The following is an 18950-nucleotide window of genomic DNA, read 5'->3' as shown; positions in this document are numbered from 1 at the left end:
CTTTGGCCCGCGCCGCTCAAACCGCTCCGCCGGGTGGGTGTTTGTCCACCATCATGTCCGTGGGTCCGGGCGGACCGGTCTCCTCCAGCATCGGAAGGGCCTTCGTCCGGTGAATGACGATGGGCGGCTCGATGAGCCGGGGCGGTGTCGCCCGCGTGTCCGTCGGGTCCGGAATCCACACCGGATCCTCGGGAGAACGTCCCCGCTTCCACCGTCGCGGCACCCGCCGGAAACCCACCGGGTACACCGTGAGCTGGCCGTCTTCGTCGAAGTGGAGCCGGAGGAAGTTCTTCCAGTCCGGAATCGACAGCGACGAGAACGCCTCGTTGGGGTGACAGGAGAACACGTTGAGCGACAGCAGCAGGTACACGCCCACCACCAATGGCCCTATCAGCGCGCCGCCGCCAAACAGCAGCAGCCCGCTGAGGAAGTCCCTCCGCAGGCTCCATTGAAGCTCCGCCGCCAGCGGCGCGGCGACGGCGGATACGCCCCAGGTGAGCAGCAGCGCCACCGCCAGGTGCACCAGTCCATGCACGATGCCGGCGGTCTTCTTCCAGAGCGGCCCCCGGCGGCCATCCGCGAACGCGAACGTGCCCAGCACCACGCCTGCCCCCAGCACCAGCGAGCCCGTGCTCTGCACCCCCGCGTTGATGACCTCCCGGAACGAAGGCGCCCCCACGGCGCCCTCATTGAGGTTCGCGGCAATGCCCCAGCCCAGCAGCGTGTAGACGACGCCCATGAACACGCCGAACCACGGGTTGAGCGCGGTGAACAGCAGGTTGCGCCAGGCGAGCCACTGGGACGCCCGCTGCGGCGGGTAGCTCGCCTTCTGCACGAAGCCGCCTGGACTCTGATCCACCTTGGGCAGGTGCGTGGGATGCAGGAACGCCCCTCCCCCACCCGCGATGATCTTCTGCCGCCCGTCCGCGTTCTCGTGCCGGCGGTAGTGGTGCAGGTCTCCCGCCAGGAAGACGCTCACCTTCTTGCCCAGCACCTTCTGCTCCAGGAAGTCGATGTTGTGATCCAGGAAGCCTCGCCCCGCGCGAGGCATCACCTGCTGCTTCACCCACGCCGGTTCCGCGTTGCAGAGGATGATCCGGTCCGTGCCGCGCATCTGTGCGGCCACCTTCTGGAAGAACTCCACCTGCGGCGCGTCCAGGTCGGACTCCAGTTGCATGTCCGTGCCCAGCAGCCACCAACCGTGCGGCAGCCTCAGCGCGAAGTAGCTGCGCTGCTGCTGCGTGCGCCAGCCATTGGAGCGCCGGCCCTGGCAGAACAGGCGCGTGAAGGACACCAGTCCATCGTACCAATCATGGTTGCCGGGCACCGCGAACAGGTGCGGCCGGTGTCGCCGCTTGTTCAGCGCGTCCTCGTACGGCACCACCGTGCGCGCCTGGTACTCGTCCACGCTCGCGGTCGGATACACCTCGTCCCCTCCGAACACGAGCACGTCGCCGCCCCGCGTGACGTGCGTCCTGCCCGACTCGTCCGTGAGCTCCAGCTCCGGCGCCATCACTGCGGACGCCACCGCGTAGGTGGAATCCCAGCCGTCGCCCAGGTCCGACACGTAGTCCAGCCACAGCTCGTCGCGCGGATGACCGGTGTCGTCCACCGAGTAGTCGAAACAGAGTGGCTGCGGCCGGGATACGGCATCCAGCAAACGCCGGTCCGCCTGTCGTCCGAACGTTCCTGACAGCAGCGCCTTCATCCCTGACTTCGCGAGCACGGTCGGGTCGAACCACGACACCATCTTCCGGCCCGGAGGTGTCTGTGGCTCGGGCGTGGGCTCGACGCGCTGGCCCGGAAGGCGGCTCACATCGGAGGCGCGGACGGCCATGGCCCCTCCTCCGTCGCCCGCCACGCACGTCCCCGAGTGCCCCTGCGGTGCGAATCAATGAGCGCATCCGCGAACCGGTCCGCGAGCGCGGCGATGGTGAGGCTCGGGTTGGGCCCGACGGGGCCCGGCATCATCGAGCCGTCGGCCACATACAGCCCCGGGTGGCCAAAGGCCTCGCCCGTCGCATCCACCACGCCCTCCTCAGGCCCGCGTCCCATGGGACAGCCGCCCAGCGGGTGCACGGTGATGACCCGGCTCAAGTAGCTGAGTGGGTTTTGCAGCAGCCTCCCCTCCAGCGTCCGAGCGATGTCCGCCATCGACTGGCGCACCTGCTGGAAGTACTCGCGCGAACCGCTCATCCGCCAGTCGATGGCCAGCATCCCGTCGTCCGTCAGCCGCATGTGGCCGGTGGGAAGGTCGCGCCCCATGCCCAGCAGCGGCAACGACGTCGCGGAGCCCAGGCAATCCCCCAGCAGCTCGGCGATCTCCTCGCTCACGTCGGAGTCGTGCGTGCGTCCCGTCCACCCACGAATCAGGCGCCACGCCAGCTTGAGGCCTCGCTCCAACAACGGCGCCTGATACGCGCCCTCGTAGAGCCAGTTGACGAACTCCGGGTAGCCCGCGTCCTCGATGTAATAGCCCCGGCCCGTGCCGCCCTCCTCCTGGCTCCGGAAGTGCAACGCGCTGGTGATAACCGGCCCGTGCCCTCCCTCCAGGATGCGAGGCAGCTGCTTGCCGGTGCTCGAATCGTGGCACTGGCGCATGAAGCCCAGCAGGTCTCCGTTGCCGCAGAAGCGCGTGCCCAACCGTCCGCTCAGCCCGGGGAAGTTCCGCTGGTTCTTCAGGAGCAGGAACGGGGTGCCGAACGTGCCCGCCGCCAGCACCAGCCGGTCCGCCGTCACGGTGCTGCGCGGCAGCATGGACTGCGGGCCTTCGCGAGGCACGTCCTCCGGCGTGTCCGTGTGGTCCAGGTACCGCACCACGTAGCCGCCCCCCTCCGAGGGCCACAGCTCCGTCACCTCCGCGCGCGTGCGCAGCTCCGCACCCGCGTTCTTCGCCGCGGACAGGTACGTGTAATCGAGCGTGTTCTTGCTGCCCGTGTTGCAGCCGATGTCGCACTCGCCGCAGAGGTGACAGGTGGTGCGCGTGCGGCCGTGGAGGTTGGGATGCTCCTCGCGGATGGGCTCGCCCGGAACGGGCACCTCGCCGGGGTTGCCGAACGTCACGGCCAGCGGCGGCAGCTGCCAATCGTCCGCGCGGCCCAGTCGCTCGGCCGCGAGCTTCATGGCCAGCGTCTTCGCGGTGGAGGCGTACGGCGGATGCTCCAGCGGATAGCGCTGCACGTGCATCATCCGCTCCACTTCATCGTAGTGCGTCTCCAGATCCGCGCGGGTGACGGGCCAGTCCTCGTAGGCCCCGTCCTGGAGGTCCTCGTGGATGAAGGTCTTCTCGTCCTTGCGCAGCAGCACGTTCGCGTAGATGAGCGACCCGCCTCCCAACCCCGCGGACACCACGCCGCCCAGCCCCTGGAAGGACCAGAGGTTGAACAGGCCGAGCATGCCCTTGCGAGGGTCCCAGAAGTTGCGGCGCATGTCGTGCGGACTGCGCGCGAAGGAGCCCGGCGGATACGCCTTGCCCCGCTCCAGCACGCACACCCGCAGGCCTGCTTCCGCCAGCCGCCACGCCATCACCGAACCGCCGAAGCCCGAGCCCACGATGACGACGTCGAAGTGCTCAGCCCTCGTGGCCATGCGTGGCCTCCTCTGCGCGCTCGCGCACCGGTGCCTCCGGGGCGTAGAGGTCCCAGAGCGCGCCCAGGAACAGGTGGCCGAAGCGGGCCATCATGCCCGCGCCCTCCACGCCCCCGCGCGACGAGCGCATGCTGGCCACCAGGTGGAGCAGCTCGCGCATGCCCAGCACCAGGACGCCCGCGCCCACCACCGGGCCGCGCGCGTCCATGCCCGCGTGCAGGTAGCTGTAGAGCCGCGTGGTGTCTCGCCAGAGGTCCGGGCCCGGGTCGTCGCGCAGCGTCTTCGTGCCATCCAGGTAGTAGTCCTGGCCGTTCGCCTGGAAGCGCAGGCCGTAGGTCATGATCTTCGTGCGCGGATCATCCGTGCTGCGGAAGAGGTTGAAGCTCCCCTCGCGCACGGGCAGGTCCATGCCCAGCGGCTTGTATTGCACGTGCGCCACCAGCCGGGCGGCGTGGTCCGGGTCGCGGATGAACGCCTCCATGTCGTCGATGGTGATGGTGCAGTGCATGGTGAAGGGCGTGGAGCGCCCGTCGTGGGCGCCCGCCTCGGGGTCGGTGGTGCCCATCGCGAGCGGACCGGCCATGGTCTCGCGGAAGGTCAAGTCATAGGCGGGTTCGGTCATCTGCGTGATCTCCGGGGTGAGGGGCAGGCCCTGGCCGTCCGCCACCGCCAGGTAGCGACAGGCGTCCGAGTAGCCCTGGTCGATGAGGGTCGAGGCCGTGACGTGGCCCGCGTAGAAGTCCGGGTCCAGGGGCAGCGGGTGCTCGGGCCTGATGAGGTGCACGGTGATGGGCCGCACGTGTCCCGGCACGTGCTCGCCCGCGAGGATGCGCGCGTTGAGCTCGCGCACCTGCTCCAGCTGGGCGAAGAGCGCGCCGTTCGCGCTCAGTTCAATCATGTGGACGTACTGGCGGAAGAAGCCGTCGGCGTAGGTGGACGTGTTGCCGATGCACCAGACAATCCACACCTCGTCCGCGCCCCGGTGCACGGCCTCCATCACGTTGGCGTCCTGGATCCACACCGAGTCCAGGTACAGGTGGCTGTCCTTCACCACCGGGGGCATGAAGAGCGGCAGCGAGATGCCGGCCACCAGCAGGTCGAGGTCCACGTCCGTGTGCGGGATGGCCTCGTTCGTCTTCCGGGCGAAGTCACACACGTTGAAGGTGCCGGAACGCTCGCGGTTCGCGCGGATGGCGTCCACATCCACGCCCAGGTGCGGGAAGACGCGCTGGACGATGCCGTCCGCGTCCCCCAGCGCGGTGAGCTTCCAGGGCCGCGCGTATTCGTCCAGCGGCATCAGCGACACGAAGTCCTTCACGTCCAGCGTCCGCCACCGCTCACACATCTCCGCGGGGGACTGGCCGGACAGCCACATCGCCAGGGTGATGATGCCGCCGGACGTGCCGTCCGCGTGGGTGAAGGACAGCCGCGCGTCCGTCAGCGCGCGCAGCACGCCCGCCTGCCACGCGACGCGCATGCCGCCTCCCGCGAGCACCAACGAACGCCGGGGAGCCTCCGCCGGGGACACCTGGATGGCTATGCCCTCGTCGAACGTGCGCTGGATCCGCCGCGAAGGCACGCCATTCCGGGTCGCATCCGCGACACGCAGCGCGCTGACGGAGGGGCTGGTGGCCTCCGGAGCCGCTACTTCTGTCTGCGGCCTGAGCACGGTGATGATCTGCTCGCGCTGGCGCAGCGACGCGTAGAACCCCAGCACCAGCACCGCGGACAACGTGTCGAACGCCGCCACCCCCAGCGCCAGGGGTGACAGCAGGTCGCGCGCCACGCCCGCTGCCACCATCCCGCAGGCTCCCACCTTCTGGAGGCCGGTCCACAGGAAGGCGGCGGGGTTCGCGCGAGGCTCGTGCAGGCCGTGCAGGAGCAGGCCGCCGAACAGCACCATGAACATGCCCACGATGCGGAAGAAGTGCGCGGGCGCGGCGGACGCATCCGCGTGCAACAGCCGTAGCTCCAGCCCCGGCAGGAACATCTGCGCCGCGCCGGTCGCGACGGTGATCCACCCGATGGCCGCGAGCGCCCAGCGCCACGGGCGCCCGCGGACGCGGGCCTGGCGCTCCAGCCATCGCGACGCGGTCGGGCTCATGCGTGGGCCTCCCGGCGCGAAGGCACGGACAACCCCAGGCGCCAGCGCTCTCCCACCGGCTGCTCCGCGCGCAGCACCCGGTGCACGAAGTAGCCCAGCGTGAGCAGCCACTGCACCGTCCACAGCCCCACGCGGATGCGGTTCATCCGCATCCACGCGCCCAGCACCTCCGTCAGCCGTTCAGGCGACGTGATGCCGGCGGCCATCTCGTCGTTGTACGGGAAGATGTAGATGCGCGTGAGCAGCGTGGCCACCACCACCGCGACGAGCACGCCCAGCGGGTACCAGCGAAGGGCCGTCTTGCGCTCGCGCCACGCCAGCACTCCGGCGGACAGCAGCATCACCGCCGTCATCCAGGTGAAGAACCGCGTGGCCGCCTGCACCTGCGGCACGAACTGCAGGTAGTAGTTGTCCACCGTGAGCTGGGGCGCGATGGGGAACGTGAAGAGGACCAGCGACCAGCCCGTGCCCAGGTACATGGACGTGCACAGGAACAGCAGGCACGCATTCGCCAGATCCAGGCTGCCGCCGCGCTTCATGGCCGCGCTTCCTCCGGCAGGGGCGCCACGGCCTGAAGCACCCTCGGCGGCGCTCCGTCCGACTCCGGGTCCGGCATGGGCGTCTGGTCCTGGCCCAGGTCCACCACGCTCTCGAGCCCCTCCGGATACGTGTCCGGAGGCAGCGTGGGCTGGGTGAGGAACCACGCCTCGAAGTGGTCATCCAGCACACCGCTGGACGATGGGAAGAACCCGGTGAGGAACGGGCGCGGGGAGATGCTCAAATCCCGCAGCACCTGCACGCGCGGATGGTCCCCCACCTCCAGCGTCCCCCATGCGCTCTTCCCCAACCGGAAGCCGAAGCGGCCCCGGAAGTAGATGGTGGACTTCATCAGCATCCCCCGGAAGGCGCAGTAGTTCACCGCCGCCATCCGCAGCGGTAGCCACGCGAGCTTCGGGCGCTCGATGCGCACGCGCACCGCCTGCTGGCCGCCCTCCTCGTAGCGGCTGCTCACGGAGCCGTTTTCCACCCGGAAGTCCAACCGGGCCAGGTGCTTGGGCATGCCCCAGATGCCCTTGCCGCCCTTCACGGAGACCTCCGTGTTCACCGGCAGGTCCACCACGTACTGCCCCAGGCCGAAGCGCTTCTGGAACAGCAAGGGAAGGAGCGGCGGCGCGGGCCTGCGTCCGTGCGTGCACGCGAGCGCGATGCTGAACTCGATGTACGCGCCGATGTCCGTCTGCTTGTAGTCGATGACGGAGACGAGCAGCACGCCGCGGTCGCGCGACAGGCGCAGCGGGTGCAATTCATTGCCGGGCAGCAGGGCCGCCGCGCGGCGAGCGTCCACGGTGAAGGCGGCCACCATCGCCGGTGCCCCCTTCGAGTCCACCGGCAGCGCGTATGGGATGTCGTCCACCCGCGAATAGCGGCCGTACTGGGTCTGGATGCGTCGAGGCAGGAACATGGCTTTGCCTTTCGTCAGTGGAGCGCGGAGCGATCCAGCTCGGAGAGGATGAGGGGGAAGACGTCCTGGGACGCGCGCTTGCCCATGAAGACGTCCAGGTGGCCGTAGCCCGGCAGGAGGTGCAGCGCGTGCCGGCCCGGGTGGAAGTGCTCCAGATGTTCGAAGCTGCGGCGCTGGCTCTCCGCGAGGAAGCAGCGGTTCTCCTCGCCCGCGAAGAAGACGAAGCGCGCGTCCGTCTGGGGCTCGCGCACGCCCAGGTCCTCCGGCAGCGCGCGGAAGCCCTCCACCGGCACCAGGTGGCCGGCGCGCACGCACTGGTACATCTGCTTGAAGAAGCTGAAGGGCACCGGGCCGAACTCGTGCTGGAGCCAGTCGTGCGTCTGGGCGTTGAGGTTCTCGTGGCGCCACAGCACCGGGAAGCCCGTGCCGTAGGTGAAGCTCGTCCAGCGGCAGACGAGGTTCTCGCACTCGTGATGCGTGGCCTGCACCACGCGCGTCAGCATCCGGGCCGTGCGCGTGGGGCCGCCGTAGGCCCACTGCGGATCCAGGAAGGGCGTCAACCGCGCGACCAACGGCACGGCGTAGTGCAGCTTCACCTTCGCGGTCGCGGGCACCACCGGGTGCAGCGACACCGCGTTGGTGATGATGAGGTCCACCTCCGGAAGGAGCCCCGCCACCGCCGCCATGGTGAAGCTGGTGGAGCCCTGGCAGTGGATGACGGCCTTGATCTTGTCCGCGCCCGTCTTCTCCCGCACGGTGCGGATGGCGGGCGGGTGGTCCAGGACGGCGGCCTGGTCCAACGTCCACTCGCCCGGCTCCACGTCCATGCTGGCGCGCCAGTTCTCCAGCCACACGTCGTAGCCGTCTTCGATCAGCGCATCGACCAATGTCTGGCGCACCGGCGCGCGGAAGATGTTCCCGCGCACGCCGGCTCCGTGCACCAGCACCACCGGCCCCTTGTCCGCCTTCTCGACACCGCGCAGGTGAACCAGGTGCAGCGCGCGGCCGTCACCCGCGAGGAAGGGAACGATCTCCTCGGTGTAGCGCGGCTCATGGATTGTTTCCGCGGACATGACGGCATCCCCCCACTCCGCAAACGTTGGGCGGTGCGCGGAGGCCGACAACCGGCGTGCAACCCCACCCGGGGCGCCGCTCGCTGCGCCAGACCGGGACCACGGGCAACGGCGCGGCGCCTCCCTGTCACGCCGCCCGTGTCAGCCCTTGGGGTGCTATGCGTGGGGCATGAACGCGGACTCAGGCTGGAGCGACTACGAGGGCGGCGCGACGCTCGGCGGCATGGGCAGCCAGGGCGGCACCATCGTGCGGGACGAGGGCTTCCGCGGCCTCCTGCGCCTGACCTACGAGTCGGATGACTCGCGGTCCTTCCATGTCGTCACCTGCGGCATCTCCGGTTGGTTGTTGCATCCGCGCTTCTTCGACAACGCGGCGGAGGCGCTCCACGCCTTCGACTCCATGAAGCCCGCGCTGGAGGAACTGGGCACGACGCTCCCCGAAGGCGGTCCCCGCTCCACGGCGGACGGACGGGCAGCGGGTCCACTGCTCGCCGCCTTCCGCGTGCGCTTTTCCTGAGTCGCGGACCTTCCGCGCAAGGATTGCTTAAGGTTCTCCCGAGATAACCCGGTTCGCCGTCCGGTCAGCCCCGGGCGGCCCCGAGGGCGGAACTCTCGCCGCCCCTGGCTCCCGAGCTCCCGGAGGAACCCCGGATGAAGAGCGAATCCCCTCAGGACCTTTCCCCCAAGGTCATCACGCGCCGGAGCATCTTGCGAGGCATTGGCCTGTCGCTGGCCGCGGTTCCCGTGGCGAAGCTACTCGTCGCCTGCGGAGGCGACGACACGACGGGCGGCGACACGAACACCGGAGCCGACGCGGGCACGGGCACCGACGCGGGAGTGGTGGACCCGGGCTTCTGGGCCACGGGCGGCACCGCGGCGATGACGGCCGCCGCCGCGTATCCGGATCCGTTCGCGTCCGGCCTGGGCACGGTGTGCAACCTCGCTTGCGAAGCCACGCTGGGGCCCTGCTACGCGACCAGGGTGGACCGCAAGGACATCAGCGAGGGCCATGAAGGCCTGCCGGTGCGCCTGGCCTTCCTCGTCGTGGATGAGTCCTGCAAACCCATCCCGGGTGCCACGGTGGACATCTGGCACGCGGGCCCGGAAGGCCTCTACTCCGGCGAGGACGCAAGCGACTTCTGCACGTCCGGAGACGCGACGGCCCGCGCGGCGCGGTGGTTCCGCGGGGTGCGGACCACGGACGCCAACGGGCGCGTGGACTTCGACACGTGCTTCCCCGGTTGGTACAGCAGCCGCACCATCCACATCCACTTCACGGTGCGGGTGAACGGCCAGGAGTTCGTCACGTCGCAGCTGTTCTTCGACGACTCGACGAGCGACGACATCGTCAACAGCCAGCCGCTCTACAACACGCGTGGCGAGCGCGACACGACCAACCAGAACGACACGGTGGTCTCAGGAGACGCGGTGGGCGACTACCTCTTCGCCACGCAGCGCATGTCGGACGGCGCGATGCTGGCGTCCAAGACGCTGGTCGTCCGCTCCTCGCTGAATACCGCGTCCTGCGCCATGCCGGGCGGCAGCGGCGGCGGTGGTGGGCCCGGCGGTCCTCCTCCAGGCGGCGACGGTGGCATGGGTCCCCCGCCTGGCTTCGACGGTGGCATGCCCTGAAATAGGGTGAGCCGGGCCACCCCGGGGAGTCCTCCGGGGTGGTGTGTCCGAAGGGAGGCATGGCGCATGGGCGACCGCATCCTGCTGGTGGAGGATGACGACCAGCTCGGGTCCCAGATTGTCGGGCACCTGCGCGGCGCGGGCTTCGATCCCGTGTGGTGGCGCGAGGGCCGCCTGCTGGTGTCCGGAGACCTGCCGGACGTGAGCCTCGTGGTGTTGGACCTGATGCTGCCGGGCACCTACGGCCTGGACATGCTCAAGGCGCTGAGGACCTTCTCGGAGGTCCCGGTGCTCATCCTGAGCGCGCGCAACGACACGCTGGACAAGGTCCGGGCGCTGAGGCTGGGCGCGGACGACTACATGACGAAGCCCTTCTGGCCGGAGGAACTGGTGGAGCGCGTGCGAGCGCGCCTGCGCCGGCCCACATTGCAAAAGGAGCAGGCGGTGGTGGAGGTGGGCCCGCTGCGCATCGACCTGCAGGGGCACACGGTGCAGGTGCAGGGGCGGCCGGTGGAACTCACGCGGGTGGAGTTCGAGTTGCTCGCGGCGCTGGCGCGCAGGCCGCAGGAGGCGGTGACGCGGCAGTGGCTGGTGGAGCACGTGTTGGATCCGGAGCGTGAGGGCACGGAGCGCACGCTGGACGTCCACGTGTCGCGGCTGCGGCGCAAGCTGGGTCCGGTGAAGTGCGTGGAGACAGTCTGGGGCGTGGGCTACCGGCTGGTGCCCGGGGAGGATGCGTGAAGCTGCGGTTGCGGCTGGCCCTCACGGCGGTGGCGGTGACGGTGCCCGCGGTGTTCGCGCTGGTTCAGGTGGAGCACTCGGTGCGCCGCCGCACGACGGACGAAGTCATCATCGCGTCCACGCTGTCGCAGATGCAGTCCGGGGGCCGAGAACGCTGCGAGTCCGCGCCCGAGACCTGGATGGTCCGCTCCCGTTCACCCCAGCGTCCGCCGTGGGAGCGCGAAGGCCCGCCCGACGGCAACGGAGGCCCGCCCTCTGGCACGGTCGCGCCGAACGAGCCATCAGGCAATGGTCCCGCATCGGGAGGCCCCAGGCCCGGAGACGAAGGTCCGCCGCGCCCGGGGGCCCGGGGGCCGCTGGGGCGGCGCCTGCCGCCGGTGAGCCTCTACCCGTTCGACGGCCAGTTCGTTTCGCGAAACCCGCAGGCACCGGCGCTGGACGACGAACTGCGCAAGGGCGTGCAGGACGACGGCGTGGGCGTGCGCCGCTACTCGAAGGCGGACGGCGCGCTGGTGCAGGACCTGCTGTTGCGCATGTCCTGGGATGGAGGCCCCTGCGAGTACGTGCTCGCGCGTCGGGTGGAGCCCGCGGAGTCGCCAGAGGTGGGGCTGCCGCCGCTGTACGTCTGGGGAGTGCCCACACTCATCCTCCTGTCCGCGATGGTGGTGGCGCTGGGGCCGGTGGTGCAGCGCCTGCGCCGACTGACGGACGAGGTGCGAGCCTCATCGGGCAGCCGCTACGAGCAGCCCGTGACGGTGAACGGCACCGACGAGATCGCGGAACTGGCCCGAGCCTTCCAGCAGGCCCGAGCGGAGATCCAGGCGCAGATGGCGCACCAGCAAGCGCGCGAGCAGACGCTGCGAGACTTCCTGGCGAACACGACGCACGACGTGATGACGCCGCTCACGGTGTTGCAGGGGCACCTGGCAGCGATGCAGCAGCGGATGCGCGCGGGTGAGCCATTGGAATCGGGACTGATGCTGTCCGCGATGAGCGAGGCGCACTACATGGCCTCGCTGGTGCACAACCTGGGAGCGGCGGCGAGGCTGGAAGCGGGAGCACCGCAGGTACAGCACGCGCCGGTGGACCTGAACGCATTGGTGTCACGGGTGCTGGGCCGGCACCAGCCCATCGCGAGGCCGCAGCGCATCGCCCTGGAGAGCGGAGTCCCGGCGACGCAAACCTGGGTGATGGGCGACGAAACCTTGCTGGAGCAGGCGGTCAGCAACGTGGTGCTCAACGGCATCCGTTACGGACGCGAGGACGGCCACGTGGCGGTGGTGCTGGAGACGACGCGCCAGCAGACCTTCCACCTGCGGGTCATCGACGACGGACCGGGCATCTCCGAGGAGGAGCGTTCCAGGATCCTGGAGCGCCGCTTCCGAGGCAACTCGGCACGAACACGAGAGCCGCAAGGCCAGGGCCTGGGCCTGAACATCGTGCACAACGTGGTGGAGCTGCACGGATGGAAGATGACCCTGGCTCCCTCGGAATACGGAGGTCTGGAGGTCGCCTTCACCGGTCCGCTGATGTCGCCGCCGGGGTGACAGGAGGCAGGCTCTCAACGAACCAGAGCTGCTTGTGGCGAGGCTCCTTGTTGTACTGCTCCGCCAGCCACTCCAACTGCGAACGCCAGGGCGAGCGCGCGATCTCATATCGCACGCCGTTCTCGTCCTGGCGCAGCAGGACCCAATGCATGGGGCCTGGGCCTCGGGACGGAAGAGGAGGCAGCGGGTCCTGGTTCTCTACGAAATAGCCCTGCTTGTGTCCGCGATGATCCAGGAGGTCCGCGAAGCAACGAGCGGACCGTTCACGCGAGAAGCTTGCCACCTCGAACGTGCCACCATGCGTGTCGATCCGAAGGACGCGCCAGCCGCCATGCCCATCGCGCCGCGTCCGCTCCTCGGAGGAGGGCCCCATTTGGAAGGGCTCTTCCGCGGAAAAGGAAAGGTGCGCGAGGACATGCTCGAACTCCGCTGTTTCTTCCGCGATGACCCTGGCGTTCCCGGTGAGGAAGTCCTGCGACAGGACGAACTCCAGACCGCACTGCGCCTCGAGCCACCACGTTTTGATGGAAGCCTCCACGTCCTTCCCTTCGAAGTTCGGAGTCCCCAGTTGGTCCAGGTCCGACAGCGAGAACGTCGCGCTCCCGACCTCGCGCAGGGGAGCCAGGCTGGGAGTCGAAACCTGCTTCAATGATGGAAGCCCGCGTTCCCAAGTGCCCATCAAGATGACCTTTTCACCACGTAGTTCACGAGCTCCGGCCATGCGGCCTCGAGCGAGTCCTGTGACGCTTCCCCGAAAAGAGCGATGGCGTCCACCGGCCGCGCCTCCCCGGTGAGCTGCTCGACGCACCATACCTCCAGCACATTCCGCATTCCGAGCAGTGGTCCGTTGAGATTCTCCAGCGCCGCATCGGCCAGCAGCTCGCGAGCCTCGGCCCAGCGCCCCTCACGGCACGCCACCACCGCTGAAGCGAGCGATGCGAACCACAAGGGAAAGTCCACCCGCGACCTCGCCTCGGCCAGCCGGGAACCCACTCGCGCCAACCGACCTTCGAGCGCGTCCACCAGCGCGAGCGCCGCGGACAACACCGCGCGGAACTGCGGCGTCAGATCCTTCCGGGACTCCAGACTCGAAAGCTCGCGCCCCGCCATCGGCAGTTGCCAGAGCTGGAGCCGGGCGACGCCGATGTTGTACGTGGGAATGACCTGGACCTTCGCGAGTGGTCGCGACGCCTCGAACCGCTCGAGCGAGGCGGCCACCCTCCCCTCCGACAACAACTGGAGCCCCTCGTCCGTGAGCTTCTGGCTCCGGCGGTAGCGAGGAAGAAAGTAGAGGGCTATCGGCACAAGCAGGGCGAACATGACGACGGGGAACATCGTCAGCGCCAGCCGCCGGTCGGGAATGAAGTGGCGCAGCAATCTGGGCACGCCAACGAGCACCAGCAGCATCACCACTGCGTACGGCCAGGATTTCCGCATGGGCCGTCATCTACGCAAGTCGTCAGCAAGTCGTCAGCAGATCCCGCGCCCCGAAGCATTCCACCCGGAGCCTGACTCACGGACTGCGGCCGTGGGCCCGCGACGTCGTGCATGCGCGAACACGAAGGTGAGCCACGGACAGACGCGCCCGCCCGGGCCCTGTTGCCTCAAAACCTGTCCGACTGTCGGACAAGTTTCCGCAGCATGGTCCCCAGGCCGCCTGGCCCGTCAGTGGGCACAACGTCATGCGCGCACGGATACCAATGTGGTGCACGCACAGGGTCGCCCGCCCGGGCCCGGTTGCCTCAAAACCTGTCCGACAGTCGGACAGGTTTTCGCCCCATGCGGCCCGGGGGCGCGCTGGCCCGGCAAGCGACGCGGCGGGTGGGCCCGCACGTCCATGTCAGACCCCTGTGGTTGGATGGCGATGCTGTGACGAGGAAGGGGATGGGGATGGAACGGCGAGGACTCGTGGCCTATGTGGAGGCGCAAATCGAGCGCGACATCGCGCTGGGGCGGCTGCATCCGAGCGGACAATTCGGCTCCGAAGCGAAGCTGGCGCGCCGCTATGAGGTGTGCCGGGGCACCATCCGCGAGGCGCTGCGGCGGCTGGCCGCACGGGGCCTGGTGGTGCAGCGCCCCGGACGCAAGACGCGCGCGGTGGCGTTGGATGAGTCGCTGACGCTGGAGAACCTGGGGCTGGCGCTGCATGACGCGAGCAACCCGGATGCCCGGTGGCTTCTGGAGGGCTACTTCAGCCTCAAGCGGCAGGTGCTGGTGGAGCTTCTGGCCGACTGCTGCGCGAGGGCTTCGGACCTCGACCTGGACCGGCTGGGGAGCACGTGCTACCAGCTCCAGGACGCGGCGCGCTGGGAGTCGGGGGAAACCTGCGCGCAGGCGGAATTCGAGTTGCTGCGGCATGCGGCGCGGGTGGCGGCGCGTCCGGGGCACGTGCTCCTCGTTCAGTCCCTGCAGCGGGCCTTCCTGGGAGGCGCCGCCCAACTGCTGCCGCTCATGGGCGGAGCGGCGCTGCGCGAGTGGGCCTTCCGCGTGATGGCAATTCTGAACGAGCGCGACGTGCAGGCACTTCAGCATGAGCTGCCGGCACTGCTGAAGGCTCGCGATGATCGCGTGCTGAACGCCTTCGCCCCTGCGCCCCAGTCACCTGCATCCCCCGAGGCCCCATCCGCCCAAGAGGGACCCATTGGTGCGCCCGCACAGGCCAGCGGCCTGGCGGATGAGGCGAAGGCACGCCCTGGCGTTGAGGAACGTGCCGCTGCCGACTCCGCGCAAACCACTGCGCAGGCGGTCGCGCAGGAGGCACTCCCCTGTGTCGAGGAGCATGGCGCCGACACCTCCAGGTCAACCACCGCGCAAGACGACGCTCTGGGGGTACGCCCCTATCTTGAGGAGCGTGGCGCCTGGACTTCCGCATCAACTATCGCGCAGGGCGAAGCGACGGAGCTGCACCACCGCGACGAAAAACATAGCGCCGCCGATTTCGCATCAGCCGTTGCACATGACGAAGCGTCGGAACTGCACCTCCGCGTCGAAGAGCGTGGTGCCGGCGCCTCCGTGTCAGCCACCGTGCAGGACGATTCTGCGTCGTGTGCGGCGAAGGCCCTTCGCGTCCCCTCTCGCCCATGAAGCTCCGTACGCTGGCCCTTGAGTTGGAACGCGGGTGCCGGTGGGACCTGGACTCCGCCGCTCGCTCCGGACTTTCGCGCCGGCTTTGTCGGCGACCTTCTGGCGATGGGCTCCGCTCACGCCCACTGTGTCCGCCCCAATGCGGGGCGGACACAGTCCAGCTCCCCTCCCCCTCGCCAGGCCACGAGCTGGACGCGACCCGGCTTCCCTCCCCCGAAATCCGCTACCGCGTCGCGGCCCGGCGCGCTGGCGTCCGCCCCTTCACGGTCCGGTGCGCCTGCGCCTTCATCGCCGGCATGCGCCGCGCCTTGTGCGCCCGTGCCTTCACCGGGCCCCGGCGCGCATAGCCCGCGGGCCGCATCGCCTTCTTCGCCACCACCGCCTTCTTGCGCTGCGCCGTGGCGCGGGCCGCGGGCCGCAGCGTTTTCTTCACCGCCGGCCGCTTGCGCATCGTCGGCCTCGCCTTGCGCGCTGGCACCATCTCCATCCGCCGCAGCTGCGACTCGAAGCGCGTCAGCGCCTTGCGGAACAAGGCCGCCTTGCGCCGCGTGTCCATGCGCCCGCCGATCACACGGCTCCCCATGGGGACGCGCATGGCCTCACGGCGCAGCCGGCGCGCCAGCTTCTCGTACTGGTCCACCATGCCGCGCGCGCGCCGCACCATCCCCATCAGCTCGCGCCGGGACAGCTCCATCAAGTTGCGCGGCGCGCTGGCCAGCACCAGCCGCATCTCCCGCGCGTTCATCAACGCCGTCCCCGTCTCCCGCATCTTGCGCATGTCCGCCCCCTCCCTCGGGTTCGCCAAACAGTCGCAACGTTTGGGGCCCCACCCGACAGCGGCAAGGAGGACGTGGCCGGGGCCTGCCCCACCGCCCGTCCCCGCGGAACAGGGCTGCTGTCCTGCACTCAGCCGGACGCGCTCACCGGAGGCGCGTCCAGCAGCACCGCCAGCTTCTCCAGCGCCAGCCGCGCACGCGTCTTCACCGTCCCCAGCGGTTGGCCCGTCTTCTTCGCGATCTCACTCTGGGACAGCCCGTCGAAATACCCGAGCAGCACCACCTCGCACTGCTCCGGCGGCAACTGCGCCATCGCCGCCCGCACCCGCGCCTGGTCCTGCGCCGCGGCGGCGGAGTCATCCGGTGACGGCGGCGTCGCGCTCACCGGGGGCGGCTGCTGCGCCACCCCATCCACCATCCGCGACACCGTGCCCAATGAACGCAGTCGATCAATGGACCGCGTGCGCGCGATGGTCGTGACCCACGTCTCCAGTCCGCCGCGCGCCGGGTCGAACTCTCGCGCGCGCCGCCAGACCTCCAGGAAGGTCTCCTGCAGCACCTCTTCCGCGTCCGCCCGCGTGGGCAACAGCCGCACCCCGATGGCGAACGCCCGCGCGGAACACCTCGCGTAGACATCTCGCATGGCCGCGGCGCTGCCGAGTGCCACCTGCTTCAACAGGTCGCGGTCGGCCGACTGGTCACTCGCTTGCTGAGCAGCGGAGTCGTTGGGCGCCATGTTCGTCCCGGATACCGCAACCGGAGGGGCGGATCCCAGCTTCAACTATCAGGGCCCGTCTACCCGGTTCCTCGGGCTGGGCGACCGCTCCCTCCGTTCCTAACGTTGACAGGCCAACGCGACCAGGCGGCGGCCATCTTCAATCATCAACACCCGCGCAATGCCGCCTGGAGCCACTGACTCAGAGTCCTATAAGGGGCCGCCAGCCGATATGACCGAACGACTCGGAAGCGTGTTCATCGAGAACGTCCAGCCGGAGCTGGACGCGGGGCGCTACGCCATCAAGCGCGTCGCCGGGGAGAGCCTCACCGTCCGGGCGGACATCTTCAAGGAAGGCCACGACGTCCTCGTGGCCGTCGCCCGCTGGCGACAGGTCACCCCCGCTGCCCAGAAGACGGACTGGGCGGAGGTCCCTCTCGCCTTCAAGAACAACGACGCCTGGGAAGGCTCCATCCCGCTCGCGAAGAACGGCCGTTACGAATTCACGATTGAAGCCTGGCCGGATCTCTTCCGCACGTGGGCGCACGAGCTGAAGCGCAAGGTGGACGCCGGCCGTGACGTGAAGAGCGAGCTGCTGGAGGGCGCTGCCCTGCTGGAAGGCGCCGCCGCTCGCGCCAAGGGCAAGTCCGCGGAGGACCACCGGCTGCTCGCCGAGGCAGGGGCCCGCCTGCGCACGACGCCCACGCCGGACCACCTCCTCGCCGCGCTGTCCTCCGAGCTGGCGGACGCCGCGTCACGGCATCCGGACCGCACGCTCGCCAGCAAGTACGACAAGGTGCTGGAGGTGTTCGTGGACCGGGAGAAGGCGCGCAACGCCGCCTGGTACGAATTCTTCCCCCGCTCCGCGAAGCGCGACGGCAAGACGCACGGCACCTTCAAGGACGCGCAGACCTGGCTGCCGTACATCCAGAAGCTCGGGTTCGACACCGTCTACCTGCCGCCCATCCACCCCATCGGGCGCACCGCTCGCAAGGGCAAGAACAACAGCCTGCGCGCGGAGCCCGGCGACGTGGGCAGCCCGTGGGCCATTGGCGCCACGGAGGGCGGCCACAAGGCCGTGCACCCGGAGCTGGGCACGCTGCAGGACTTCCGCGCGTTCGTGGACGCGGCGAAGGCGCACGGCATCGAAGTGGCGCTGGACCTGGCCTTCCAGTGCTCGCCGGACCACCCGTACGTGAAGGAGCATCCGGAGTGGTTCCAGCACCGCCCGGACGGCACCATCAAGACGGCGGAGAACCCGCCCAAGCGCTACGAGGACATCGTCAACTTCGACTGGATGGGCCCCGCTCGGGACGCCCTCTGGAAGGAGCTCAAGTCCGTCGTGCTGCACTGGGTGGACAACGGCGTGCGGACCTTCCGCGTGGACAACCCGCACACCAAGCCCATGCAGTTCTGGCACTGGCTCATCCGGGAGGTGCAGGACCTGCACCCGGACGTGCTCTTCCTGTCCGAGGCCTTCACCCGCCCCAAGGTGATGAAGGCCCTGGGCAAGGTGGGCTTCACCCAGTCGTACACGTACTTCACCTGGCGCCTCTTCAAGGACGAGCTGCGCACGTACCTGGAGGAGATCACCCAGCCGCCCGTGGCGGACTACTTCCGCGGCAACCTCTGGCCCAACACGCCAGACATCCTCCCGGAGAACCTCCAGAACGCGGGGCCCGGCGCCTTCCGCGTGCGCGTGGCGCTGGCCTCCACGCTGTCGTCCGTGTGGGGCATGTACTCGGGCTACGAGCTGTGCGAGGGCCGCCCCGTGCCGGGCAAGGAGGAGTACCTGGACTCGGAGAAGTACCAGCTCGTCGCCTGGGACTGGGACCGGCCGGGCAACATCTCTGGATGGATTTCCAGGCTCAACGCCATCCGCAAGGCGCACCCCGCGCTCCAGCACTACCAGGCGCTGCGCTTCTTCGAGTCCGACAACGACCGCGTCCTCTTCTACGGCAAGCGCTCACCGGACGGCCTCAGCACGGTGCTGGTGGCGGTGAGCCTGGATCCGTACGCGCCACAAGAAGCCCTGCTCCGCGTGCCCATGGAATGGCTGGGCGTCACCGCGGAGGAGACCTATCAGGTGCAGGAGCTGATGGCTGATCAGCGCTCGCTCTGGCAGGGCCCGGACGTGCAGGTGCGCCTGACGCCCGAACAACCCGCGGCCATCTGGGCCGTGTACCGCTACCGCCGCACCGAACACGCGTTCGACTACTTCGAGTGAC

The 18950-nt window shown here is 69.3% G+C and carries 16 protein-coding genes; 6 read left to right on the top strand and 10 right to left on the bottom strand.

Annotated elements, in window-relative coordinates:
- Nucleotides 1-16 precede the first annotated feature (16 nt).
- From GTZ93_RS10910 to GTZ93_RS10885, 6 genes are read right to left on the bottom strand one after another with little or no spacing between them, the layout of a single operon-like run.
- Entirely contained in the window at nt 17-1837 is a 1821-nt protein-coding gene (locus GTZ93_RS10910) for a metallophosphoesterase (RefSeq protein WP_139923069.1), read from the bottom strand.
- Nucleotides 1813-3588 carry a GMC oxidoreductase gene (locus GTZ93_RS10905; RefSeq protein WP_161662764.1) on the bottom strand — a complete coding sequence of 592 codons (1776 nt, stop codon included), beginning with the start codon at nt 3586-3588 and terminating at the stop codon, nt 1813-1815. The genes GTZ93_RS10910 and GTZ93_RS10905 overlap by 25 nt, the downstream gene beginning before the upstream one ends.
- The gene (locus GTZ93_RS10900; RefSeq protein ID WP_139915540.1) at nt 3572-5692 is read right to left on the bottom strand and encodes a patatin-like phospholipase family protein; all 2121 of its coding nucleotides are present in this window, start codon (nt 5690-5692) and stop codon (nt 3572-3574) included. The genes GTZ93_RS10905 and GTZ93_RS10900 overlap by 17 nt, the downstream gene beginning before the upstream one ends.
- Nucleotides 5689-6231, bottom strand: coding sequence for a hypothetical protein (locus tag GTZ93_RS10895; protein WP_139915539.1), 543 nt, complete (start codon nt 6229-6231; stop codon nt 5689-5691). The genes GTZ93_RS10900 and GTZ93_RS10895 overlap by 4 nt, the downstream gene beginning before the upstream one ends.
- Nucleotides 6228-7154 carry an acetoacetate decarboxylase family protein gene (locus tag GTZ93_RS10890; RefSeq protein WP_139915538.1) on the bottom strand — a complete coding sequence of 309 codons (927 nt, stop codon included), beginning with the start codon at nt 7152-7154 and terminating at the stop codon, nt 6228-6230. Before GTZ93_RS10890 ends, GTZ93_RS10895 begins: the two co-directional genes overlap by 4 nt.
- A gap of 14 nt (nt 7155-7168) precedes the next feature.
- The gene (locus GTZ93_RS10885) at nt 7169-8227 is read right to left on the bottom strand and encodes an alpha/beta fold hydrolase (RefSeq protein ID WP_139915537.1); all 1059 of its coding nucleotides are present in this window, start codon (nt 8225-8227) and stop codon (nt 7169-7171) included.
- 169 nt (nt 8228-8396) lie between these two features.
- Between GTZ93_RS10885 and GTZ93_RS10880 the strand changes: the two genes are divergently transcribed.
- The 4 genes from GTZ93_RS10880 to GTZ93_RS10865 all read left to right on the top strand — a co-directional run bounded on the left by GTZ93_RS10880 (nt 8397) and on the right by GTZ93_RS10865 (nt 12147).
- A complete protein-coding gene (locus GTZ93_RS10880; protein ID WP_120576222.1) occupies nt 8397-8744 on the top strand; it encodes a hypothetical protein in 348 nt (115 codons plus the stop codon).
- 134 nt (nt 8745-8878) lie between these two features.
- Complete coding sequence (locus GTZ93_RS10875; protein WP_139915536.1) at nt 8879-9859, top strand: dioxygenase family protein; 981 nt, start codon at nt 8879-8881, stop codon at nt 9857-9859.
- Nucleotides 9860-9925: 66 nt separating this feature from the next.
- Nucleotides 9926-10600: a response regulator transcription factor gene (locus GTZ93_RS10870; protein WP_139915535.1), complete on the top strand. Its 675-nt coding sequence runs from the start codon at nt 9926-9928 to the stop codon at nt 10598-10600.
- Nucleotides 10597-12147, top strand: coding sequence for a sensor histidine kinase (locus GTZ93_RS10865; protein WP_139915534.1), 1551 nt, complete (start codon nt 10597-10599; stop codon nt 12145-12147). Before GTZ93_RS10870 ends, GTZ93_RS10865 begins: the two co-directional genes overlap by 4 nt.
- Here GTZ93_RS10865 and GTZ93_RS42720 read toward each other — a convergent pair.
- Together GTZ93_RS42720 and GTZ93_RS10855 are read right to left on the bottom strand one after the other, a co-directional pair.
- The gene (locus tag GTZ93_RS42720; protein WP_257978957.1) at nt 12116-12826 is read right to left on the bottom strand and encodes a hypothetical protein; all 711 of its coding nucleotides are present in this window, start codon (nt 12824-12826) and stop codon (nt 12116-12118) included. The genes GTZ93_RS10865 and GTZ93_RS42720 overlap by 32 nt on opposite strands.
- Nucleotides 12826-13554, bottom strand: a complete 729-nt coding sequence (locus GTZ93_RS10855; RefSeq protein ID WP_139915533.1) for a hypothetical protein — start codon at nt 13552-13554, stop codon at nt 12826-12828. The genes GTZ93_RS42720 and GTZ93_RS10855 overlap by 1 nt, the downstream gene beginning before the upstream one ends.
- A 477-nt stretch (nt 13555-14031) precedes the next feature.
- On the opposite strand from GTZ93_RS10855, the gene GTZ93_RS42715 reads away from it, so the two are divergent.
- Nucleotides 14032-15231 carry a FadR/GntR family transcriptional regulator gene (locus GTZ93_RS42715; RefSeq protein WP_257978956.1) on the top strand — a complete coding sequence of 400 codons (1200 nt, stop codon included), beginning with the start codon at nt 14032-14034 and terminating at the stop codon, nt 15229-15231.
- 223 nt (nt 15232-15454) lie between these two features.
- Here the strand turns inward: GTZ93_RS42715 and GTZ93_RS10845 are convergent, their stop codons facing one another.
- Both GTZ93_RS10845 and GTZ93_RS10840 read right to left on the bottom strand, forming a co-directional pair.
- Nucleotides 15455-16009 (bottom strand): hypothetical protein, encoded by a 555-nt coding sequence (locus tag GTZ93_RS10845; protein WP_139915532.1) that lies wholly within the window; start codon nt 16007-16009, stop codon nt 15455-15457.
- A gap of 128 nt (nt 16010-16137) precedes the next feature.
- The gene (locus tag GTZ93_RS10840; protein ID WP_139915531.1) at nt 16138-16743 is read right to left on the bottom strand and encodes a sigma-70 family RNA polymerase sigma factor; all 606 of its coding nucleotides are present in this window, start codon (nt 16741-16743) and stop codon (nt 16138-16140) included.
- A 211-nt stretch (nt 16744-16954) separates the two neighbouring features.
- On the opposite strand from GTZ93_RS10840, the gene GTZ93_RS10835 reads away from it, so the two are divergent.
- Complete coding sequence (locus GTZ93_RS10835; protein WP_139915530.1) at nt 16955-18949, top strand: alpha-1,4-glucan--maltose-1-phosphate maltosyltransferase; 1995 nt, start codon at nt 16955-16957, stop codon at nt 18947-18949.
- The last annotated feature ends 1 nt before the right edge of the window (nt 18950 follow it).

The sequence above is a fragment of the Corallococcus exiguus genome (genome assembly GCF_009909105.1).
In the GTDB taxonomy this organism is placed as follows: domain Bacteria; phylum Myxococcota; class Myxococcia; order Myxococcales; family Myxococcaceae; genus Corallococcus; species Corallococcus exiguus.
This window is presented reverse-complemented; position numbering and strand designations above follow the sequence as displayed.